Here is a 19,254-nt window from a genome sequence, read left to right on the forward strand (position 1 = left end):
GATGAAAAAATACTTATATATATTAACACTATGTGTGTTAAGCCTGGCGTCCTGTAAAAAGGATGAGGATCCGGGAGGAACTAAGGTACAGTCAATGGCTAATGAGTGGTTTGTTCAGGTGCAGACGGTAAGTGCGTCGACTGGTGCGGTAATCAAGCCATTTAATACTTATTCTCTGTTTCGACTTATAATACTTCAGATGATTCATCTGTATTGATGTGGTTGACGATGGACGCTACGAGTAAAAACGTAATTGGCTTTTCGACTAAAGTAAATGTAGACTTAGGAGCGAAGACTTTTAACGTTACTAGCGGTGATGACCAGAGTAATACAAGAAAGATAACTGTAAAAAATGGTAAAGTTGTTGTTGATGGTGCAGTAGGATCGGAAACTAAGACTGTTACAGATGCTATTTCTTTTGATGTCACTGTTGACAGCGATCCTTCAGTAATTTATCAGGTAAAAGGCTATGGCCGTACCAGGTTCACTGAAGATGATCACTAAATAATTTTAATTTATTATTAAAGCCCCGCGCGATTTAAATATATCGTGCGGGGCTTTGTTTTATATGGGATTTTGCGAAGATAAATTTAATATATATGGACTCCTGCTATAAGTTCAACCTTTTACTTCAATATAATCAGCAGATAATTTTTGTGTTACAACACGCAAAAAAGGAAAAAAAAAAACTAAAATCAGAATATTTTAGTTTATCTTAGATCCTAATTAACTTATTAATAACCTAGACGAATAATTTTATGAAAAAACTTATACTAAGTTTTTATTCTTGTTCTTGTCTATTGCAGTAGCTGCATTAGCTCAGGACAGAACAATAACTGGTACTGTTACAGGAAAGGATGACGGTCAACCTATTCCTGGTGTCAGTGTGAAACTCAGAGGAGCTCAAGGTGGAGCTCAAACAGGTGCTGACGGTAAGTACGCAATTAAACTTCCAGCCGGAGCTACCGGTATCGAGTTTAGCTCAATCGGATATATTTCTCAATACGTTCCGCTTAAAGCAGGAAACTTAATCAGTGTTAGTTTAGCTGGGGATTCAAAATCATTAGGTGAAGTTGTTGTAACAGCTAACTCAATCAAGAGAGAAAAGAGAACATTAGGTTATTCAGCTCCTACGATTAAAAATTCTGAATTAACTGAAGGTGGTAGTCCAAGTGCGATTACCTCTTTAACTTAACTGGTAAAGTTGCCGGTGTAAACATTACTTCAACTTCAAATACACCAGGTAGTTCGTCTCGTATCGTTCTTCGTGGAGGATCTTCAATCTCTGGAAATAACCAGGCGCTGATTGTTGTTGATGGTGTGCCAATTGATAACTCTTCAACAGTGGGTGGTCCTTCTGATTTATCAAGTATTGACTATGGTAATAGAGGAAATGATCTTGCTCCTGATGACATCGCATCTGTGACAGTCTTAAAAGGCCCGGCTGCTGCTGCCCTTTTCGGATCACGTGCATCAAATGGTGCGTTGATCATTACCACAAAAAGCGGAACTAAAAATGCTGCAAAAACCGAAATCACATTAACAACTTCAAATACATTTTCTTCTATTTTGAAGTTACCTGAATTTCAGAATGAATATGGACAAGGTTACTATACAGGAGATGATACAGGAAGACCATTAATTGTTAATGGTGTTTACCAATATACGAATGATCCTAGAGAAATGGTAGCTGGGGTGGCCCATTTACAGGTGTTGTACAGCCATGGGGACAATCTATTGACGGCGTGCGTCAGCAAAAAGCTTATTCTGCAGTTAAAAACAATGCAAGGGATTTCTTTGACACTGGTTTTTCAACAGACAATAACCTGAGTTTTTCAGGGGGTGGTGAAAAATCTAGTTTTTATTTAGGTTTAAATGCACTGAATTCTGATGGTCCATTTCCTGGTAAAAGCGATACTTATAATAAATATGGTGTAAGATTTAATGGTACAGCTGATTTTAGTAATAAATTTTCTGCAGGTGTTTCCTTTAACTACGTTAATATTAACAGTAATAATGTAGCTGGTGGACAAGGTGGTTCTTCTGTTTTAAATAACGTTTATCAAACGCCAAGAGACATTAATTTGACTGGTCTGGCTGATTTGAACAATAAATATAATGGTTATGGATACACAGATGCTCAAGGTTTACCTCATGATAACCAATACGGCTATTATGGTGCTATACGCTAAATCCGTACTGGGTATTGAAAAACTATCAAAATACTGATAATTTAAGCCGTATCACTGGTAACTTCAATATTTCATACAAAGCAAATAGCTGGTTAGATATTAAAGAAAAAGTTGGTATTGATACCTATTCTGATAGACGTAGACAATTAGCTCCTAAATATAGCTTTACTCCTGCTGATGATCTTGCTGCTAGCTCACCTGACAAATTCTATACTGCGGGTGATAACACAATTTCGGCTCAGGGTGGTTACGAAATCGATCAGGCTAACGTTACTGAATTGGTTCATGATTTGACGATTACCGCACGTCATAAATTCAATGAAGATTTTGAAGGATCATTAATGTTAGGTAATAACATTCGTCAAAGATCTACCAATTTCAATAATACTGCTACCAATACAGGTGGTGGTTTAGTTGTTGCTGGTTTTTATAATCTGTCTAACAGCAATGGACCTGTTAACATCTTATTAGATCAAATGAGTAAAAGAAGATTATTTGGTTTATATGGAGATTTAAATCTTTCTTATAAAAACTTAATTTATTTAGAAGCGACTGAAAAGAAATGACTGGTCTTCTACTTTACCTACAGCTAATAATTCATTCTTTTATCCTAGTGTAAGTACTTCATTTGTGTTTTCAGAACTATTGAAAGGATCATCAATAGCAAACTGGTTAACTTATGGTAAGGTGCGTGGAAGCTGGGCTCAGGTAGGTAATGATACTGATCCTTATCAGTTGACAACTGACTACAGAAGAGGTTTGATTAACGGTGGCTTTGGGCAAACAATTTTTCCATTTGGTAATGTTCCGGGATTCATGATTAACCCTACTGTTGGAAATCCTGATCTTAAGCCAGAAAAAACTACTTCTTTTGAAATAGGTACTGAACTTGGTTTCTTTGATAACAGATTATCTGTAGATTTTAGTTACTACAAGAACAGCTCTAAAAATCAAATCCTTAGTGTTCCAATCGCTGCATCTTCAGGATATGCTTTGGTGTAGTTAATGCTGGTGAACTTCAAAATAAAGGGGTTGAATTAAGCTTAAGAGGAACTCCAATTAAAACAACAGATTTCTCATGGGAAGTTTATGGTACCTACACTAAAAACGTCAGTAAGGTAATTTCTTTAATGCCTGGTGTTGATCAGATTAGTCTTGGTGGTTACAGCGGGATGAGTATTGTTGCTGCAGTTGGCAGACCTTATGGTGAGTTCTACGGTGTAGCAAATCAAACTGATGCCCAAGGCAGAACAATTGTAAATGCTGCTACTGGTATGCCGGTTAAAACGACTACTGCACAATATTTGGGTAGTTATAATCCTGATTACCAAGCTTCATTTGGTACTACTTTCAAGTACAAACAATTATCATTGGCAGTTCTTTTTGATACTAAACAAGGCGGTAAATTCTTCTCAAGAACTAAAGATATCTTAGGTTTTGCGGGTAGTTCTGCTATAACAGGTGGTGACAGGATGACTGCAATCTGGCCTATTCAGTTTATATATTGATAATACAGGTAATAGCGTAGTGAACAGCACTGTGACTTATAATAAACAAGACTATTATACTAATCAGGCTAACGTAGCTCCTAGTAATAATATCGTTGATGCTTCTTATGTTAAATTACGTTCGGCAAGTCTTTCTTATTCCTTTACTAAAGATCAGTTAAGACGTACTCCATTCGGTGCATTAGCAGTAGGACTTTATGGTAACAATTTATTCATGTGGACAGCTAAAGAGAATAAATATGCAGATCCGGAAATTAACTCTTCGGGTGCTGGTAATGCACAAGGTTTCGACTTTACTGCGCAGCCTTCTGTAAGAAATTACGGTATTAATCTAAAAGTTTCATTCTAAATATTACTCATAATGAGAAAAAAAAATATATATAACCCTAAGAAGTTAATCCTTCTTGTTTTTGTAGGCCTGATAGGTTTATCTGGTTGCAAAAAATTCTTAGACATTAATCAGAATCCTAATAATCCTAATGTTGTAGATCCGAACTTACTGTTTCCTACTGCACAAGCAGCAATAAGTCAGGTTGTAGGTAATAACCTTCAGATTTATGGTGGAATGTGGGCACAGTATTGGACGCAAAACACAAGTTCTGGTCAGTATAAAAATATTGACTTATACTCTCCAGTAAATACAGATTCAGACAGGCCATGGGCTAATTTATATAGTAAGGCACTGATTAATTTTCAGTTAATTATTGATAATAAAGGGTCTAATTTGGAGTACCTGAAAGGGATGTCTTATCTGATGAAAGCTTATACTTTTCAGGTGGGTACTGACGCGTGGGGTGATATTCCGTTAGCGGACGCTTTACATGCGGATAATGTAAAACCTAAGTACGCAACTCAGGAAGTTGTTTATGATAGTGTTTTCAATTATATTGATAAAGGTATTGCTTTATTTAGTGTGACTGGATCTACAAGCCCTGGCGCTCAGGATTTATTTTTTCAAGGTGACATTGCAAAGTGGAAAGCTTTCGCGAATACTTTAAAACTGAAAGCTTATTTAAGATTGTCAAAAGTTAACCCTGCTAAAGCTCAGGCTGGTATTGCAGCGTTATATGCTTCCGGCGCTACTTTTCTTACTCAGGATGTAACTCTTAAATATTCTTCTGTTAGTGGTAATGATAATCCACTTTATAATGAAATGGTTGGATTAGGCAGAACGCAAAATCTTGCAGCGAGTTCAACTGCTGTAGATCAGTTTAAGGCAAATAATGACCCAAGACGTCTTAAATTTTATAGTCCAATTGGTACTGGCACGGATATCACTTCTATTGCTCAGGGTAGCTATAATATATTTCCAGGTAAACCTACTTCACTTCCAGCTTCTTTGGTAGGTGCAAATCCAAGAGCTGCTGCTTCGGCATTGGCTCCTGTTAAGTTGTTCTCTTCTTCTGAGAGTTATTTCCTTCAGGCAGAGGCGGTAGCAAGAGGATGGGGTTCTGGTGATATTAATGCTCTTTATGCAAAAGGTAACTAACTGAGAGTTTTGCTGCGACAGGAGTTACTGATGCTGCTGCTATATCGACGTATATGACTGCTGCTAAGGATGGTCCGTTAGCTTTAGCTGCGGCCGCTACACCTGAAGCTAAGATTAAAGCAATCATTACGCAAAAATATTATGCAATGTGTGGGTTCCAGGGATTTGAAGCGTGGACAGAGTATCGCAGAACAGGGTATCCTGATTTCCTTGTGATTTCTGTTGCAGCTGCAGGCCAGGGTGCTACAAAAAGACCAGAAAGAATGATTTATCCAAATAGTGAAGCTATTTATAATGCGAACTTTCCGGGTAACGTAGATATTTTTACTCCAGTTTGGTGGGCTAAAAAGTAAAACAATTTGATACAAGCATAAAAAAAGAGGCCATCGTTAGATGGCCTCTTTTTTTATGCTTGTAATTTTTCTAAGTCTTATTTATAGGATAGCGTTACTTCATGACTATTGACATCCAGGATAGCTGTGCTTCCAACAACCAATGCCCTGTTATCTGGAATATGCCCTACCGGGAAATTAAAACAGACAGGATAATCATATTCCTTAACAATTTCAAGGATCAGCTCTTCTGGCGTTTGTCCAAAAGGAATCTCATCTGGTTCAATATTATTAAAGGCTCCAACAATTAATCCCTTTAGATGGGTTAATTTTCCACTGCGTTTGAGCATGCGCAGCATTCTGTCAATGGCATATTCTTGTTCTCCTACGTCCTCTATAAATAAAATCTTGTTAGTATAGTCCATTTCAGAAACTGAACCCTGCAGTGCGATCAGCAATGACAGGTTGCCTCCGATTAAAACTCCCTCTGCCTGACCTTTTCGGTTTGGAAAAGTACTGGTATAAGTATATTTGAGTTCTTCTCCAAACAGAGCTTTTCTTAAAGTTTCTATTGATAGTGGACTTGCGTTTTCAAAAGAAGCTAACATTTGTCCATGAATACTTTGGGCATGAAGTGCAGCCTCGATATGTGACAGGAATGTTGTTGTGTGTGTCGCTGAATCCGGCAATCCATTTAGGACTTTTATTAAAAGCATTGAAATTCAGTTGGTCAATAATCCGGATGCCTCCATAGCCTCCTCTGCCAGCGATGATGGCTTTTATACTATTGTCATCCAGAAATGTTTGCATATCGGCCGCTCTGAGCTGATCGTCTCCTGCAAAATTAAAATGGTTACCTGTAATCGTTTTACCAGTTATGACCAGGAGTCCCCAGCTTTCTAATATGGTAATTGCGGGAGCGATGGATTTCTTTAATTTATTTGCCGGGCAGACAATAGCGACCTTGTCTCCCTTTTTTAGATATGGCGGTTGTATATTCATAGATAAAGTCTTAATCGGCGGAAAAGAATATAAATTGGCTTGAATTGCCGTAATATAAGTAAACTATTTGTTACGTTATTTATAGGGTGTTATTTAGTGGAATTATGCTTAAAATCCGCTTTTTATATATTCATTTATTGCTTTAGAGTTGCTTTTTTATTTTCTTTTTGGTTATAATTCGTCGTTTTGAATTACACTCGTGAGTGGCTTTGTTTTAAATACAATAAAATTTATTAGAAATGTCCTTTGTGATTCATATTTCCCGATAATGAGGATTAATATATGTTTTCATTTTTCTCTGGTATTCTGACTAAAGAGGAGTAATTAATGAGTGATGTATTTAGGTAACTAAAGATTACTTAATTAATGTATTATTGTTGTTAATTGTTTTAATTATTAAAATTTGATTTTGTTATGGTAAAAAAAGTTTCTTTATTTACTTAATTTTGCTTCTTAACTATTTATTGTGCAGGTGTTTAATAATTGAGTCATTATTGTGTCATAAAGTGTTTTCTGTTCATTTTCTGCTGTTTTTTTTTTATTGCTAAATCGTCTATATTGGATTATTAACTAAACTAAAAACCAAAGAATTTATGAAAAAACTTCTACAAAGTTTATTCGTATTGATGCTATTTGCAATTTCAGCAATGGCTCAGCAGCGAACCATTACCGGTACTGTTACCGGAAAAGAAGATGGGTTGCCAATACCCGGCGTGAGCGTAAGGGTAAAAGGAACCAAAACCGGCTCACTTACGGGTGCAGCAGGTAAATATTCAATAAGTGTGCCTAAAGGGTCTGTTGAATTGATCTTTTCATCTTTAGGGTATATTTCACATACCAGAAACGCAAATTCAGACGTGGTTAATATTACTTTAGAAAGTGATGTTCAATCTTTACAGGATGTCGTTATTACTGGTGCTTATGGTAGTGAACAGACAAAAAAAACTCAGACGGGTTCTATTGGGATCGTAAGGGCTAAGGATCTTGAGGCAACGCCATTGGTTTCTATAGATAAGGCTTTACAGGGGCGTGTTGCAGGGGTAATGTCTGTTTCAGGAAATGGACAACCGGGATCAAGCCAGGATGTGCGTATTCGTGGTACGAGTTCTGTGAATGCAAGTAATCAGCCTTTGTATGTAATTGATGGGGTTCCTGTAAATATTGGGGTATTGCTCGTAATACGACTACTAGTAATACGCTTGCCGGACTTAATCCTAACGATATTGAAAGTTTAACTGTCCTGAAAGATGCTTCAGCTGCATCAATTTATGGTTCCAGGGCTGCTAATGGTGTAATTTTGATCACAACAAAAACAGGTAAAGCAGGTAAAACCAAAATCAGAGTTGATGCGGAGTACGGAATAGCGAAATCTGCCTTTCTGAGTGGGGTAAACACGCCGCTTAATGCTACTCAGTTAAGAGAATTGACAGCAGAGGGGTTAGTTAATGCGGGAAAAGTAAGTTCAACAGTTATCCCTGATCTTAATGCAGCATATAATTATTATGATAACACGATTGTGGGAGCTTCAAGGCAGGGGGTTAATACAGATTGGCTTGGTTTGGTAACACAAACGGGTAAACAGCAACAATATAATATTTCTGCAAATGGTGGAACTGAACAAACTCAATTTAATATATCAGGGGGCTATTTCAAGCAGGAAGGTACAGTAATTGGTTCTGAGTTTAACCGTTATTCAGGGAGTGTGAATGTCAGACATAAATACAATGACAGATTGTCTTTTGGTATTAATTTAAATGTATCTAATTCAGGTCAAACTGGTCCGTCAGCTGGTGGAGCATTCAGAAACCCTGTATTGGCAGCCTATTTTTTGAACCCTTATCAAAGTCCGCGTAATGCTGATGGAAGTGTTAATAATTCACCAACGGACTTTACTCCCGGAGCGATATTTAATCCTCTGACAGTTCTTGAGCTGGATAAAAATAAGTATAGCGCTCTTAAAGGAATTGGGGGAGTCGATCTTGCCTATAAAATTCTTCCAAACCTGAAATTTACTTCAAAGATTGGTATAGATTACAATGCTCTTGAAGAGGATTCTTATTGGAACCCGACATACGGAGATGGAAGAAATACAGCAGGTCAGTCGGCCAGATATTATACAAGATATTTTAACTGGGTAGCAACCAACTTATTGAATTACTCAGCAACGTGCTGGCCGATCATTCTTTAGTAGCAAATGTTAGGGCTGGATATGAAGCTCAAAAATCGAGTCGTTATACGCTTACTGCAATAACTACGGGTTTACCGGCTAATATTGATCTGAATGTTCCTTCTGCAGGTTCAGTATTAAATACTGCGAATGGTTCTAACGAAGATTATACTTTTGCTTCGATGCTGGCTATTGGAGATATCTCTTATAAAAACAAATATGTTTTACAAGCGAGTTTCAGAAGAGATGGTTCTTCAAGATTTAGTTCGAATCATGCTTATGGTAATTTCTGGTCTGTAGGTGCAAGCTGGAATATGGATCAGGAAGAATTTATTAAACAATACAAATGGATTGACCAGGTTAAGATCAGAACGTCTTATGGTACAAACGGGAATGCCGGTATTGGTAACTATGATTGGAGAGCATTATATGGATTCGGTGGTAGTTATAATTATAGTGGTCTTGGAGGAAGTGCTCCGTCGCAGGTAGGAAACCAGATTAACATGGGAAGTAAATAAACCATTTGATATTGGTGTGGATCTTGCATTTTTCAAAAACAGACTGGCACTGAATGTGGATTATTATTCAAGGAAATCTGAAAAATTATTATTAGATGACCCTTTGTCACTGACATCTGGTTTCGCCTCTTTCAGTAATAATGTCGGATCAATGAGAAACAGAGGGGTCGAGATTGGTATTACCGGAACACCAGTTGTTGCAGGTGACTTTAAATGGGATGTGTCATTCAATATTGCTTTCAATAAGAATACATTACTTGAATTGTCGGGTGGTGCAACCAGAGCAATTTCAACTGTAACAGTAAGAGATATTGGTTCTAACGTGACAACCTGGTTTATGAGAGAGTGGGCAGGTGTAGACCCGGCAAATGGTAACCCATTATGGTATACCGATGCCAGCAAAACTGCAACGACAAGTAATTATGGTTCTGCACAGCAGGTAAATACTGGAAAACAGGCAGATCCTAAAGGGTTTGGAAGTTTTTTAACTAACGATTTAAATTTAAATATAAAGGATTCAGTCTGGATGCAATGCTGTATTTTAGCTATGGTAACTACATAAGAGATGCATGGGCTGCCTATACGCAATCGGACGGTGCGAATGCGACGTTTAACAGAGTTGCTGCACAAATGGACAGATGGCAAAAAGCTGGAGATATTACTAATGTTCCTAAATATGTTTATAATAACTCCAATAGTTCTAATGCAACATCTACAAGGTTTTTGTATAAAGGAGATTATATTAGGTTAAGAGATGTGACTCTGGCCTATGACCTGCCTAAGTCTGTGTTGACATCCCTTAAAGTTTCAAGCATTAAAGTTTATGCAAGAGCATCAAACTTGTATACTTGGGTAAGAGATAAAAATCTACCTTATGATCCTGAGTCTTTTGCAACCAGTTCAACAAATTTTACAGTTTATATGCCAAAAACAATTGCTTTTGGAGTAAATGTAGGTTTCTAATTTAAATGATAATAAAAATGAAAAATATATATAAGAATTTCAATCATACTGACTGGGTTCATTGTACTGGGGACATTAAACTCCTGCAAAAAAAGCTTCCTTGATCAAAAACCATATACCAGTTTAAGTGTTGAAGACGCGATCACTTCCGAAAAGGATATGCTTGCAGCCCTAAATGGCACCTATTCTTCTCTCAGGTCGGCACTTGTCTCTTTTGGGGGAGCGGCATCTGCTGCTACTGCTACAAATGGTTTTGGCAGAAATATGCCGGTAATCGGAGACCTGGCAGCAGATAATGTGTTTGTATCAGCGAGAAATTCAGGTAGATACCTGACTTTTGGCGCTTATACCTGGACACTGGCTGCTACAGAATACCGTGATATGTGGGCAAATATGTATGCCACAATTTTAAAGGCGAATAATATAATTAATTCTCCTCTGGCACAAAGTGTAACTACAGATCAGTATAAAGGTGAGGCTTATGCGGTAAGAGCATTATGTTATTTTCAGCTGGCTCAATTTTTTGCAAAACCATATACTGACAGCCCTACCGGTGAGTGTGTTCCTCTTGTGCTTAAATTCGATGCATCGTTAAAACCTAAGCGTAATACCGTTAGTGAGGTTTATACACAAATACTTTCAGACCTGGAAAAATCATATACTTTGGCTGTTGCGTACAGAGGTAGTGGATATTTTTCTAAATATGCTGCGCGTGGTCTGGAAGCTAAGGTGGCGTTATTTAAAGGAGATTATCCGACAGCTTTAACATATGCTGAGGATGTAATTAAAAATAGCGGCTTTAATCTGTTAGTTTCGGCTAATGTTGTTAATTACTGGGCGGCAACAGCACCGCAGACAGCGACTAAAAATGAGACCTTGTTTGAAGTTGTTTCAGACAATGTTTTGAACCTGGGGACTGACGAGCTTGCTTATATGTACAGTCAGGATGGATATGGTGATTTGTTGTGCGCTCCGGAACTTTATAATTTATATCGTGCAACGGATGTGAGAAGATCTCTTATTAAGGCTGTGCAAGAACTAACGCAGAGAATCCGGCTTATATCGTTACGAAATTTAAATCTGTAACTGATGACAGGGATGATAAAAAAGTGATCAGAGTATCTGATGTTTATTTAATTGCGGCAGAGGCAGCCAAAGGAGCCAGTAATGAGCCTTTAGCTTTAACTTACCTGAATAAGCTGGTGTCTGAGAGAGACCCTGGTCTTATTTATGCATCAGCCGGATCACAGTTATTAGATGATATCATAACTGAGCGTAGAAAAGAACTGGCATTTGAAGGTGACAGACTACATACGCTTAACCGCTTGAGAAGAGATATCAAAAGATCAAATGTATTCCCTACGGCTGCTATGAATATCCCTTATACTGACTTTAGAAGGATTGGTCCGATCCCTCAGACAGAAACTAATAATAATCCGAATATTTCTCAGAACCCTGGTTATAACTAAGGTTTCAGAGGTTATATCTTAAATAAAAAAAATGGGCTGGTTTTCTTTAAGAGAGCTGGCCCATTTTTTTAAATTCTTTGCTATATTTAACTCTATATAAATCGATAAAATGAAAAAGATTCTTCTATTATGTTTTATGATGTTTTTTTTGACTAGTCTGAGGTCCAGTGCACAAAATATGTATATGTCGGATGTTAGTGGAAGACCAATACTTGGCAATATCTATGCAAATGTAACAGGTTCGCCTTATTTAAATGATGACTGGGTTTTGGGTAGCATTGTCCTGACAGATGCTAAAGCATATGAAAATGTTAGTCTGAAATATGACGAAATTAATGATGATGTGATTTTTAAAGGGAAAGATGGCGTGGCTATGGCTGCTGATAATGTAAAGCAATTTAAGTTAGCCCCATATGGAGATGTTAAAGATAGCACCTTATTCAGAAGTGGGTTTCCGGCAGTTAAATCTAATACGGTAAGGGGTTTTTATGAGGTTTTGGTTGATGGAAAGGTAAAACTCCTTAAAAAGACAATTAAAACAATCAATCAATTCCTTCCAGAGAATATACTCAACTCAGCTAGCGTTGATAAAACAGTGGTCGCTTCTTCTACCTATTATTTATTTACTCAAAGCAGTAATATAGTCTTTATTTCAAAAGACAAAAAGTCAGTATTGAAGGTGCTGACTGGAAAAGAAGCAGAATTGGATACTTTTATCTCTGCTAACAAGCTAAATCTAAAGAATGATGCAGATCTGGCAAAACTTGTTACTTATTATAATGGGCTATAGTCTTTAAGGCTGGTTCTCTGCTTTGAAATGAGTTCAGTTTCGTCTGTCTTTTTAGGGCTGGTGGTTACATAATCAGCCGTAAAACTCTTATCTTTGAGCAAATAATAAAAATAGTTTTGGATAACAGTAAAATAAAAAGATATACCGTTACGGCGGCATTACCCTATACGAATGGTCCGGTACACATTGGGCATTTAGCTGGTGTTTATTTGCCTGCTGATACTTATGTGCGCTACCTTCGTTCGAATAAAAAAGACGTTAAATTTATTTGCGGTTCTGATGAAAATGGTGTACCCATTACATTAAAGGCTAAAAAAGAAGGCGTTACTCCGCAAGTTGTAGTTGATAAATATCATAAAATTATAGGTGATTCTTTTAAAGAGTTCGGTGTATCTTTTGATATCTATCACCGTACCTCTTCTGAAATGCATCATGAAACGGCTTCTGATTTCTTCAAAACTCTTTATGATAAAGGTATTTTTACTGAGGAAGTAACAGAGCAGTATTATGACGTGAAAGCTCAGACTTTCCTTGCTGACCGTTACATCACCGGAACGTGTCCGAAATGTGGTAATGAGCATGCTTATGGAGATCAGTGTGAGAATTGCGGAAGTACATTGAATGCAACTGATCTGATTAATCCAAAGTCAACGTTATCTGGCGAACCTCCTGTCAGGAGAGAGACTAAAAACTGGTTTCTGCCACTAGAGAAATACGAAGAACAATTAAGAACTTATATTGAAGGGCACAAAGAGTGGAAACCGAACGTTTCCGGTCAGTGTGCCAAAGCTGGCTGAATGCTGGTTTACAGCCAAGAGCTATGACCAGGGATCTGGACTGGGGCGTAAAGGTTCCTGTAAAGGATGCTGAGGGTAAGGTCTTATATGTTTGGTTTGATGCACCAATCGGTTATATTTCCGCAACTAAAGAATTGTTCCGCTTTGCGGGTGCAGAAGGTGCAAATCCTAAAGCAGATGAATATTATCTGAATAAGGATGGTGTAGTACAAGGAAGCTGGGAAGATTACTGGAAAGATGATACGACGAAACTGGTTCATTTTATAGGAAAAGATAATATAGTATTCCACTGTATTATTTTTCCGGCGATGTTAATGGCTCATGGTGATTATATCCTGGCTGATAATGTCCCTGCTAATGAGTTTTTAAATTTAGAAGGACAGAAAATTTCTACTTCTAAAAATTGGGCGGTATGGTTAAATGAGTACCTGCTTGAATTTAAAGATAAACAGGACGTGTTGCGTTATGTTTTGACCGCAACTGCGCCAGAGACTAAGGATAATGATTTTACCTGGAAAGATTTTCAGGCAAGAAATAATAACGAATTAGTTGCTGTATTAGGGAACTTTATCAATAGGGTGGTTGTATTAACGCATAAGTATTTTGGTGGCAAGGTGCCTGCGCTAATGGAGTTAAATGAGCAAGATCAGCAGGTAATTGATGAGCTTGCTTTATATCCTGCAAAAATCAGCACTTCTATAGAGACTTACAGATTCAGAGAGGCTTTAACAGAAGTGATGAATGTGGCGCGTTTAGGGAATAAGTACCTGGCGGAGACTGAACCATGGAAAGTTATTAAAACTGATGAGAACAGGGTAAGAACGATCTTAAATATCAGTTTGCAGATTGTTGCCAGTCTGGAAATTTTAATAGAACCATTTTTACCATTTACCGCTGATAAATTAAGAGGTATGCTGAACCATGAAGGTCATTTATGGGGAGATGCCGGTAAAATGACTTTATTACAGCCAGATCATCAGTAATAAATGAAACGGCTTTGTTATTTGAAAAGGTAGAAGATGCTGAGGTTCAGGCTCAGATTGATAAGTTAAATCAAAGTAAGGTGGATAATATAGCGGCTAACGTTGTTGTTACTCCTGCTAAAGAAAATATAGATTTCGAACAGTTTAGCGCGGTGGATATCCGTGTGGCAACGATAATTGCCGCTGAGAAAGTTGAGAAAACTAAGAAATTACTGAAACTGACGTTAGATACGGGGTTAGATGAACGTACTGTTGTTTCAGGGATTGCAGAGTATTTTACTCCTGAAGAGGTAATTGGTCAGCAGGTTAGCTTACTGGTTAATCTTGCTCCAAGAGAAATCAAAGGAATATTATCTCAGGGAATGATTTTAATGTCTGAAAATTCGGATGGAAAACTTACTTTTGTGTCGCCTTTACAAAACCATGCGAATGGAAGCGTAGTCAGGTAGTACAGGTCCCGTAGTTCAACGGATAGAATAGAAGTTTCCTAAACTTTAGATATGAGTTCGATTCTCGTCGGGACCACTTTAATAACATTTTAAGCATCACAAACAGCCTTTACAGATCGTGGAGGCTGTTTGTGTTTTACACTTTTCCATATAACAGCGATAGACCGACAACCAAACCGACAACCAAATATGAGTTGTCACTGGTTCAAATAATCGTAACATGGCAGAGATTAACTTCAATCTTAGAAAACCAAACTCAGAAACTGAGACACCCATTAATGTAATCGTTAGATACGACGGTCGAAAACTTGTTTATTCTAGTGGTAAAAAGATCCTTCCTAAATTCTGGGATGTAATTAGTCAAAAGGCAAGAAAGGTAAAGGAGTACCAACAGGCAGATATTCTTAATTCGAATTTAAGGAGTATTGCAGAGGTTATATTCTCTGAATTGGAGAATTATCAAAAAGAGCATAGCCAACGTTTACCGGAGGTAATAGAGCTTAAGAACATCCTTGACATTAAATTCAGTAGGACGTCTGTGCCAGTTAAACGGAATTTCTTTGATTTCATCGATTGGTTCAGCTATCAATATGCTCCCAAAAAACAATTAGTCACAAATAATGAAACTAATCTTACAAGCGCTAACACACTTAAAACATATACTACCACGCTTCGGCTTTTAAAGGTCTTCGCAAAAGATGAAGGGCTTTTCGATTTTAAGGATATTAATATAGATTGGTATTTCCGGTTTACCGATTGGTGCAATGCTAATAAAAATTATAACCCAAGTACCATTGGCAAGCATATTAAAGTACTTAAGACATGGTTGAGAAAAGCAGAGGAAGAAGGATTACACAGCAGTACCTTCTACAAGCATAGAGACTTTAGGAAGCCTGCATACTTATCCGAAACAATATATTTGAATAAAGAAGAGTTGAAATTGATTTATGATCTGGACTTGTCACGGAGGATAGAGTTAGATCGTATCAGAGATTTGTTTCTTATAGGTGCATGGACAGGTTTAAGGTTCAGTGACTTTAACAGACTTAAAAGGAGGGAGGCCACATTCAAGAAGGATTTATAAGAATAAAGACGAGCAAAACAAGTTCTACAGCAGTAATTCCTATTAATAAGATTGTCGGCAATATATTTGAAAAGTATAATAAAGAAATACCTAATGGATATGCTAATCAGTATATGAATAGGCAATTAAAGGTGATATGTAAAATGGCGAGAATAGATTCTCCCGAAACTAAAGTCCAATTTTTAAACGGTAAAAAGAAGGTTGTTGAAGTCGAAAAATGGGAGCTTGTAAGCACGCATACTGCAAGAAGATCTTTTGCTACTAACTTATATGGACTAGTGCCGAATAATACAATAATGGCGATTACGACTCATAAGACTGAATCTGCGTTTTTAAGATACCTACGGAAGAGTAATGATGAGCACGCGCAAATTCTAAAAACGGTAATGGATAAGATGTAACATAGACAAATAAGGCGGAGTTTAATCCTCCGCTCTTCTTTTAAGCAAAATGTTATTTTTGTAATATAAGATCAACATTCAGATATATGCCTAATAACCCAAATGCAATCCTAGACCATGCCTTTTGCAAAGGCAAGAACACTAATGAATTTGAACTAATAGTCGACCTAAGATTAATTCGCAAATTTCACAAAATTGCAGAGTTTGAGGCGTACAACAGAGAACAGAATATTCTTGATAATGGAGAGACTCTATATCTAAACCTAGATGATGATAATTCGTTTATGATGGATCAGTTTAAAATGGACATTAAAATTGAGGATCTAATTGAGCTTAGTAACTTTCACAACCAGATAATAAAATTGAAAAAACAGAATATAGATTTAATACATTACCACAATTTAATCTATTCCGCTCAACAATCAATCACACTAGAGGAGCAACTTTTTAAAGAACATTTGATTCGTTACAGTTATATCCGGGAGAAGCTTCAATTTCTCCTTAAATTAGTTTCCCATCTACAGTCTAAGGATATAGGCAGAATAGAATTGGCCTTTTACTCTCAAATAGGTTCGCTAAAAAAGAAGAAGATTGTTTTGACTAACAATCAGCCTGATGACTTGATGAAGGTTTTAGTAACCCATTATAAGAATCGAATGTTAGATATCTATTTACCTATAATAAACGAGGTTCTCCAGAGTAAGCTAAATAAAAGGACAATACGATATTCGGATTTAGAGACGGTAATATCTAAACTTGATGATTATGTTAAAGCCAATTCCAAAGAGGCTGCACAAGAACATCTTAGATCAACCTTGCTTGTTTATATTCGAGAGAATAAAATTTTTAAATCCAAACCCGATTCAACGGTTTCAGATCACCCTAATTCCAATGAAGCTCGTTTAATCTATTTTATTCTTTGCACTACTGGGCAAAGACCAGTGTTATTACCACTCCCAAATCTTGAAAATAAATGGGAAGGAGATTTAAATAATCAAAATGATAGAATAATCAATCAAGTAATTAAACAGTTTAAAAAGCCATTTAAACATATAGCTTCTTTCGCTCCAAAGGATTCAAACATTTTCGAACCATACCTGTCTGCCTTTTTTGAATAAACGTTCGAAATCATTGTGGTTTATTTGCAGTGAACAAAGAGTAATACCGGTTAAGCTCATAGTTCATTAAATAATAAATTTTTATAAAATGATAAATATGTTAAAAGAACAGACGGTCTCCGAAGCAGATCAAAACGAGCAAGTATCTCATCGTACTATTAATGGAACAATTGCAGAAATAAAATCGTTCTTTACTGATGGAAAGACATTTGGTTTCTTTACTAAAGATGAATTTCTTAAATATATCGATACACTAAAAACGAAGAGAGTTTATTACATCTCGGTAAAATGTTCGAATTCTCTTCCAAAAGCTACCCAATTAATCATCTGATTAAGATCCAAAAAGATCACGCTAACGATACACAAATTATAAACTGTATTTTCAGTTTACCGAATGGAGATATTAGTTTAACTGTACCCGCGCATGTTGGCGTATTGCTCTTTCTATCCTGCTATCAGGAGGACATAGAAATGGGGTGGCGGGAATTGGACGATCTACTGCAAGAGGCTCATGATTACTAATATTAAATAATAAAATCCATCGGGAGTTGTTTCAACTCCTCACTTAATTAAGAATTTCTAACAATAAAAAAATCACGACACGGATCGTACAGGGATTCTATTGCCCTAAAAAAAATAAATTATGTATAATATGACTCCTCAAAAAAACGATGACATGCTTAATATGATTGTTTCAGAAAACATGAAAGCAAAGGCAGAAGCAACAACACAGAATGAACAATATAAAACGATGTTAGATGATAAAACATTTTTCATTGATAATATGGATGAAGGAATTATTCTAAAAAAGGATTTTATGAATCTAATAAGAAGGTCTTCAGTAAATGAGATTAAGTCTTTCTTCGGTTTACTGTCAATGATGACCGATGCAATTAAGTTTAATACTTCTAGTTTTCCTATGACCGACTCGGACGGAAAAGAATGCTATTGGATTAAACAACATGGCGATAAGGGAGGAACAACATTAAGAGTTGCAAATTTTACTGGTTTAAGCAAGCTAATTACTGGTTACTTATTTGGCGCCTATAATGTTAATGTTAGTATGCAAGGTCTATATGAAGAGGCAAAACTGGGCTAGTTGAGTCCAGAAAGGAGAGCATTTCGCTCTCCTTTCTATTAATCTAATTTTTAATTATTTAACCATCCTGTTGATGGACAAACAGATAGATAATGAATCAAGTAAAAATCAAACTTGGAAAAGGCCATTACATGGAAGATATCATGGAAGCCTTAATCTCAAACAGTATATATTTTAAAGTAATTCCTGGTATTCGTGCCACATCTATGGAACTTAATGCAAAAAGACATTCTATAATACTGGAGCCTAATGTTCCGGTAATACGTGGAAAAAGAACAAAAGGCTTCTTTGGGATATATGAAGGTATATACATAGAGGATATAGTAAACTACATGAAAAATGATAAAGTTGTGTTTAAGAAAATAATGGTAACTCCAGAATCTTTTTATAAGGTCATGGAAGCAGCAGAAATACTCGACATAGATCTTTATAAAGAATACTTTTTGCTTTTTGATGAGTGCGATCGAACAATGAAGGATGTTGCGTTCCGTGAGAAAATTCTTTTGCCATTGGACGACTTCTTTAAATTCGATCGGAAAGCATTTATATCAGCTACTGCTGTTTTACCAACTGATCCACGATTTATGGAGAACAATTTCCAGCAGGTATTAATAGAACCTACATATGACTATCGAAAAGAAATAGATATAATCCAAAGTAACAATGTATCTCTATCGCTTAAAAAGCTAATAGAGGGGCATAAAGACGCGACTCTTTGTATTTTTCTAAATTCCATCCGTGCCATAACCTCAGTAATTGAGGATTTACAGATAAAGGCAGAAAGCCAGATATTCTGTTCAAGAGAAAAGATGTATCCTCTTCGATCAAAGGGCTACAATTGTGATGAACAAATAACAGTAAGTTTGCCAGAATAAATTTCTTTACCAGTAGAT

General features: G+C 36.6%; 26 protein-coding genes, 1 tRNA gene and 2 pseudogenes. 27 read left to right on the plus strand and 2 right to left on the minus strand.

Annotation, left to right across the window (positions count from 1 at the left end; genetic code table 11):
- Window position 1: 1 nt before the first annotated feature.
- From ACWYN3_RS29430 to ACWYN3_RS29480, 11 genes are all read left to right on the plus strand, one after another.
- On the plus strand, window positions 2-217 hold the full coding sequence (locus ACWYN3_RS29430; protein ID WP_456217492.1) for a hypothetical protein: 216 nt from the start codon (window positions 2-4) through the stop codon (window positions 215-217).
- A complete protein-coding gene (locus tag ACWYN3_RS29435; protein ID WP_456223193.1) occupies window positions 217-504 on the plus strand; it encodes a lipid-binding protein in 288 nt (95 codons plus the stop codon). The genes ACWYN3_RS29430 and ACWYN3_RS29435 overlap by 1 nt, the downstream gene beginning before the upstream one ends.
- A gap of 289 nt (window positions 505-793) precedes the next feature.
- Window positions 794-1,195: a carboxypeptidase-like regulatory domain-containing protein gene (locus ACWYN3_RS29440; protein WP_456217493.1), complete on the plus strand. Its 402-nt coding sequence runs from the start codon at window positions 794-796 to the stop codon at window positions 1,193-1,195.
- A 62-nt stretch (window positions 1,196-1,257) separates the two neighbouring features.
- Window positions 1,258-1,830 (plus strand): TonB-dependent receptor plug domain-containing protein, encoded by a 573-nt coding sequence (locus ACWYN3_RS29445; protein ID WP_456223194.1) that lies wholly within the window; start codon window positions 1,258-1,260, stop codon window positions 1,828-1,830.
- On the plus strand, window positions 1,746-2,192 hold the full coding sequence (locus ACWYN3_RS29450; protein ID WP_456217494.1) for a hypothetical protein: 447 nt from the start codon (window positions 1,746-1,748) through the stop codon (window positions 2,190-2,192). Before ACWYN3_RS29445 ends, ACWYN3_RS29450 begins: the two co-directional genes overlap by 85 nt.
- 14 nt (window positions 2,193-2,206) lie before the next feature.
- Window positions 2,207-2,758 (plus strand): hypothetical protein, encoded by a 552-nt coding sequence (locus ACWYN3_RS29455; RefSeq protein WP_456217495.1) that lies wholly within the window; start codon window positions 2,207-2,209, stop codon window positions 2,756-2,758.
- Window positions 2,745-3,194, plus strand: coding sequence for a TonB-dependent receptor domain-containing protein (locus ACWYN3_RS29460; protein WP_456223195.1), 450 nt, complete (start codon window positions 2,745-2,747; stop codon window positions 3,192-3,194). The genes ACWYN3_RS29455 and ACWYN3_RS29460 overlap by 14 nt, the downstream gene beginning before the upstream one ends.
- 128 nt (window positions 3,195-3,322) lie before the next feature.
- On the plus strand, window positions 3,323-3,700 hold the full coding sequence (locus tag ACWYN3_RS29465) for a hypothetical protein (RefSeq protein WP_456217496.1): 378 nt from the start codon (window positions 3,323-3,325) through the stop codon (window positions 3,698-3,700).
- A 19-nt stretch (window positions 3,701-3,719) separates the two neighbouring features.
- The gene (locus ACWYN3_RS29470) at window positions 3,720-4,049 is read left to right on the plus strand and encodes a hypothetical protein (RefSeq protein WP_456217497.1); all 330 of its coding nucleotides are present in this window, start codon (window positions 3,720-3,722) and stop codon (window positions 4,047-4,049) included.
- A 12-nt stretch (window positions 4,050-4,061) separates the two neighbouring features.
- Complete coding sequence (locus ACWYN3_RS29475) at window positions 4,062-5,189, plus strand: SusD/RagB family nutrient-binding outer membrane lipoprotein (protein WP_456217498.1); 1,128 nt, start codon at window positions 4,062-4,064, stop codon at window positions 5,187-5,189.
- 53 nt (window positions 5,190-5,242) lie between these two features.
- The gene (locus tag ACWYN3_RS29480) at window positions 5,243-5,542 is read left to right on the plus strand and encodes a SusD/RagB family nutrient-binding outer membrane lipoprotein (RefSeq protein ID WP_456217499.1); all 300 of its coding nucleotides are present in this window, start codon (window positions 5,243-5,245) and stop codon (window positions 5,540-5,542) included.
- 77 nt (window positions 5,543-5,619) lie between these two features.
- On the opposite strand, the gene ACWYN3_RS29485 is transcribed toward ACWYN3_RS29480, so the two are convergent.
- Entirely contained in the window at window positions 5,620-6,129 is a 510-nt protein-coding gene (locus tag ACWYN3_RS29485; RefSeq protein ID WP_456217500.1) for a S66 peptidase family protein, read from the minus strand.
- Entirely contained in the window at window positions 6,113-6,523 is a 411-nt protein-coding gene (locus tag ACWYN3_RS29490; protein ID WP_456217501.1) for an LD-carboxypeptidase, read from the minus strand. Before ACWYN3_RS29490 ends, ACWYN3_RS29485 begins: the two co-directional genes overlap by 17 nt.
- 593 nt (window positions 6,524-7,116) lie before the next feature.
- Here ACWYN3_RS29490 and ACWYN3_RS29495 point away from each other — a divergent pair.
- The 16 genes and pseudogenes from ACWYN3_RS29495 (at window position 7,117) to ACWYN3_RS29570 (ending at window position 19,236) form a co-directional block, all read left to right on the plus strand.
- The gene (locus ACWYN3_RS29495) at window positions 7,117-7,758 is read left to right on the plus strand and encodes a carboxypeptidase-like regulatory domain-containing protein (RefSeq protein WP_456217502.1); all 642 of its coding nucleotides are present in this window, start codon (window positions 7,117-7,119) and stop codon (window positions 7,756-7,758) included.
- Window positions 7,746-7,793: pseudogene (locus ACWYN3_RS29500) on the plus strand (hypothetical protein); the annotation flags it as partial. The gene ACWYN3_RS29495 and the pseudogene ACWYN3_RS29500, both read left to right, overlap by 13 nt.
- Before the next feature lie 27 nt (window positions 7,794-7,820).
- Window positions 7,821-8,711: a hypothetical protein gene (locus ACWYN3_RS29505; RefSeq protein WP_456217503.1), complete on the plus strand. Its 891-nt coding sequence runs from the start codon at window positions 7,821-7,823 to the stop codon at window positions 8,709-8,711.
- Window positions 8,690-9,208, plus strand: a complete 519-nt coding sequence (locus ACWYN3_RS29510; protein ID WP_456217504.1) for a hypothetical protein — start codon at window positions 8,690-8,692, stop codon at window positions 9,206-9,208. The genes ACWYN3_RS29505 and ACWYN3_RS29510 overlap by 22 nt, the downstream gene beginning before the upstream one ends.
- Before the next feature lie 16 nt (window positions 9,209-9,224).
- Complete coding sequence (locus ACWYN3_RS29515; protein ID WP_456217505.1) at window positions 9,225-9,770, plus strand: TonB-dependent receptor domain-containing protein; 546 nt, start codon at window positions 9,225-9,227, stop codon at window positions 9,768-9,770.
- The gene (locus tag ACWYN3_RS29520) at window positions 9,740-10,171 is read left to right on the plus strand and encodes a hypothetical protein (RefSeq protein WP_456217506.1); all 432 of its coding nucleotides are present in this window, start codon (window positions 9,740-9,742) and stop codon (window positions 10,169-10,171) included. Before ACWYN3_RS29515 ends, ACWYN3_RS29520 begins: the two co-directional genes overlap by 31 nt.
- A gap of 159 nt (window positions 10,172-10,330) precedes the next feature.
- Window positions 10,331-11,257, plus strand: a complete 927-nt coding sequence (locus tag ACWYN3_RS29525; protein ID WP_456217507.1) for a RagB/SusD family nutrient uptake outer membrane protein — start codon at window positions 10,331-10,333, stop codon at window positions 11,255-11,257.
- Between the two features lie 23 nt (window positions 11,258-11,280).
- Window positions 11,281-11,640: a RagB/SusD family nutrient uptake outer membrane protein gene (locus ACWYN3_RS29530; protein ID WP_456217508.1), complete on the plus strand. Its 360-nt coding sequence runs from the start codon at window positions 11,281-11,283 to the stop codon at window positions 11,638-11,640.
- 109 nt (window positions 11,641-11,749) lie between these two features.
- A complete protein-coding gene (locus ACWYN3_RS29535) occupies window positions 11,750-12,430 on the plus strand; it encodes a hypothetical protein (protein WP_456217509.1) in 681 nt (226 codons plus the stop codon).
- 116 nt (window positions 12,431-12,546) lie between these two features.
- Window positions 12,547-14,659: pseudogene (gene metG / locus ACWYN3_RS29540) on the plus strand (methionine--tRNA ligase).
- Window positions 14,660-14,663: 4 nt separating this feature from the next.
- A tRNA-Arg gene (locus ACWYN3_RS29545) sits at window positions 14,664-14,735 on the plus strand.
- Between the two features lie 144 nt (window positions 14,736-14,879).
- Window positions 14,880-15,743: a phage integrase SAM-like domain-containing protein gene (locus ACWYN3_RS29550; RefSeq protein ID WP_456217510.1), complete on the plus strand. Its 864-nt coding sequence runs from the start codon at window positions 14,880-14,882 to the stop codon at window positions 15,741-15,743.
- 487 nt (window positions 15,744-16,230) lie between these two features.
- On the plus strand, window positions 16,231-17,262 hold the full coding sequence (locus ACWYN3_RS29555) for a hypothetical protein (protein ID WP_456217511.1): 1,032 nt from the start codon (window positions 16,231-16,233) through the stop codon (window positions 17,260-17,262).
- 88 nt (window positions 17,263-17,350) lie between these two features.
- Complete coding sequence (locus tag ACWYN3_RS29560; RefSeq protein ID WP_456217512.1) at window positions 17,351-17,593, plus strand: hypothetical protein; 243 nt, start codon at window positions 17,351-17,353, stop codon at window positions 17,591-17,593.
- Between the two features lie 312 nt (window positions 17,594-17,905).
- Window positions 17,906-18,361: a hypothetical protein gene (locus ACWYN3_RS29565; protein ID WP_456217513.1), complete on the plus strand. Its 456-nt coding sequence runs from the start codon at window positions 17,906-17,908 to the stop codon at window positions 18,359-18,361.
- A 92-nt stretch (window positions 18,362-18,453) separates the two neighbouring features.
- On the plus strand, window positions 18,454-19,236 hold the full coding sequence (locus ACWYN3_RS29570; protein WP_456217514.1) for a hypothetical protein: 783 nt from the start codon (window positions 18,454-18,456) through the stop codon (window positions 19,234-19,236).
- Window positions 19,237-19,254: the final 18 nt, after the last annotated feature.

This window comes from Pedobacter sp. NJ-S-72 (genome assembly GCF_053890575.1).

Coding starts and splice junctions, on each gene's coding strand:
- ACWYN3_RS29430 (WP_456217492.1), top strand. CDS start 2: ATGAAAAAATACTTATATATATTAACACTATGTGTGTTAAGCCTGGCG.
- ACWYN3_RS29435 (WP_456223193.1), top strand. CDS start 217: ATGTGGTTGACGATGGACGCTACGAGTAAAAACGTAATTGGCTTTTCG.
- ACWYN3_RS29465 (WP_456217496.1), top strand. CDS start 3,323: ATGCCTGGTGTTGATCAGATTAGTCTTGGTGGTTACAGCGGGATGAGT.
- ACWYN3_RS29475 (WP_456217498.1), top strand. CDS start 4,062: ATGAGAAAAAAAAATATATATAACCCTAAGAAGTTAATCCTTCTTGTT.
- ACWYN3_RS29480 (WP_456217499.1), top strand. CDS start 5,243: ATGACTGCTGCTAAGGATGGTCCGTTAGCTTTAGCTGCGGCCGCTACA.
- ACWYN3_RS29485 (WP_456217500.1), bottom strand. CDS start 6,129: ATGTTAGCTTCTTTTGAAAACGCAAGTCCACTATCAATAGAAACTTTA.
- ACWYN3_RS29490 (WP_456217501.1), bottom strand. CDS start 6,523: ATGAATATACAACCGCCATATCTAAAAAAGGGAGACAAGGTCGCTATT.
- ACWYN3_RS29495 (WP_456217502.1), top strand. CDS start 7,117: ATGAAAAAACTTCTACAAAGTTTATTCGTATTGATGCTATTTGCAATT.
- ACWYN3_RS29520 (WP_456217506.1), top strand. CDS start 9,740: ATGCTGTATTTTAGCTATGGTAACTACATAAGAGATGCATGGGCTGCC.
- ACWYN3_RS29525 (WP_456217507.1), top strand. CDS start 10,331: ATGCTTGCAGCCCTAAATGGCACCTATTCTTCTCTCAGGTCGGCACTT.
- ACWYN3_RS29535 (WP_456217509.1), top strand. CDS start 11,750: ATGAAAAAGATTCTTCTATTATGTTTTATGATGTTTTTTTTGACTAGT.
- ACWYN3_RS29550 (WP_456217510.1), top strand. CDS start 14,880: ATGGCAGAGATTAACTTCAATCTTAGAAAACCAAACTCAGAAACTGAG.
- ACWYN3_RS29555 (WP_456217511.1), top strand. CDS start 16,231: ATGCCTAATAACCCAAATGCAATCCTAGACCATGCCTTTTGCAAAGGC.
- ACWYN3_RS29560 (WP_456217512.1), top strand. CDS start 17,351: ATGATAAATATGTTAAAAGAACAGACGGTCTCCGAAGCAGATCAAAAC.
- ACWYN3_RS29565 (WP_456217513.1), top strand. CDS start 17,906: ATGTATAATATGACTCCTCAAAAAAACGATGACATGCTTAATATGATT.
- ACWYN3_RS29570 (WP_456217514.1), top strand. CDS start 18,454: ATGAATCAAGTAAAAATCAAACTTGGAAAAGGCCATTACATGGAAGAT.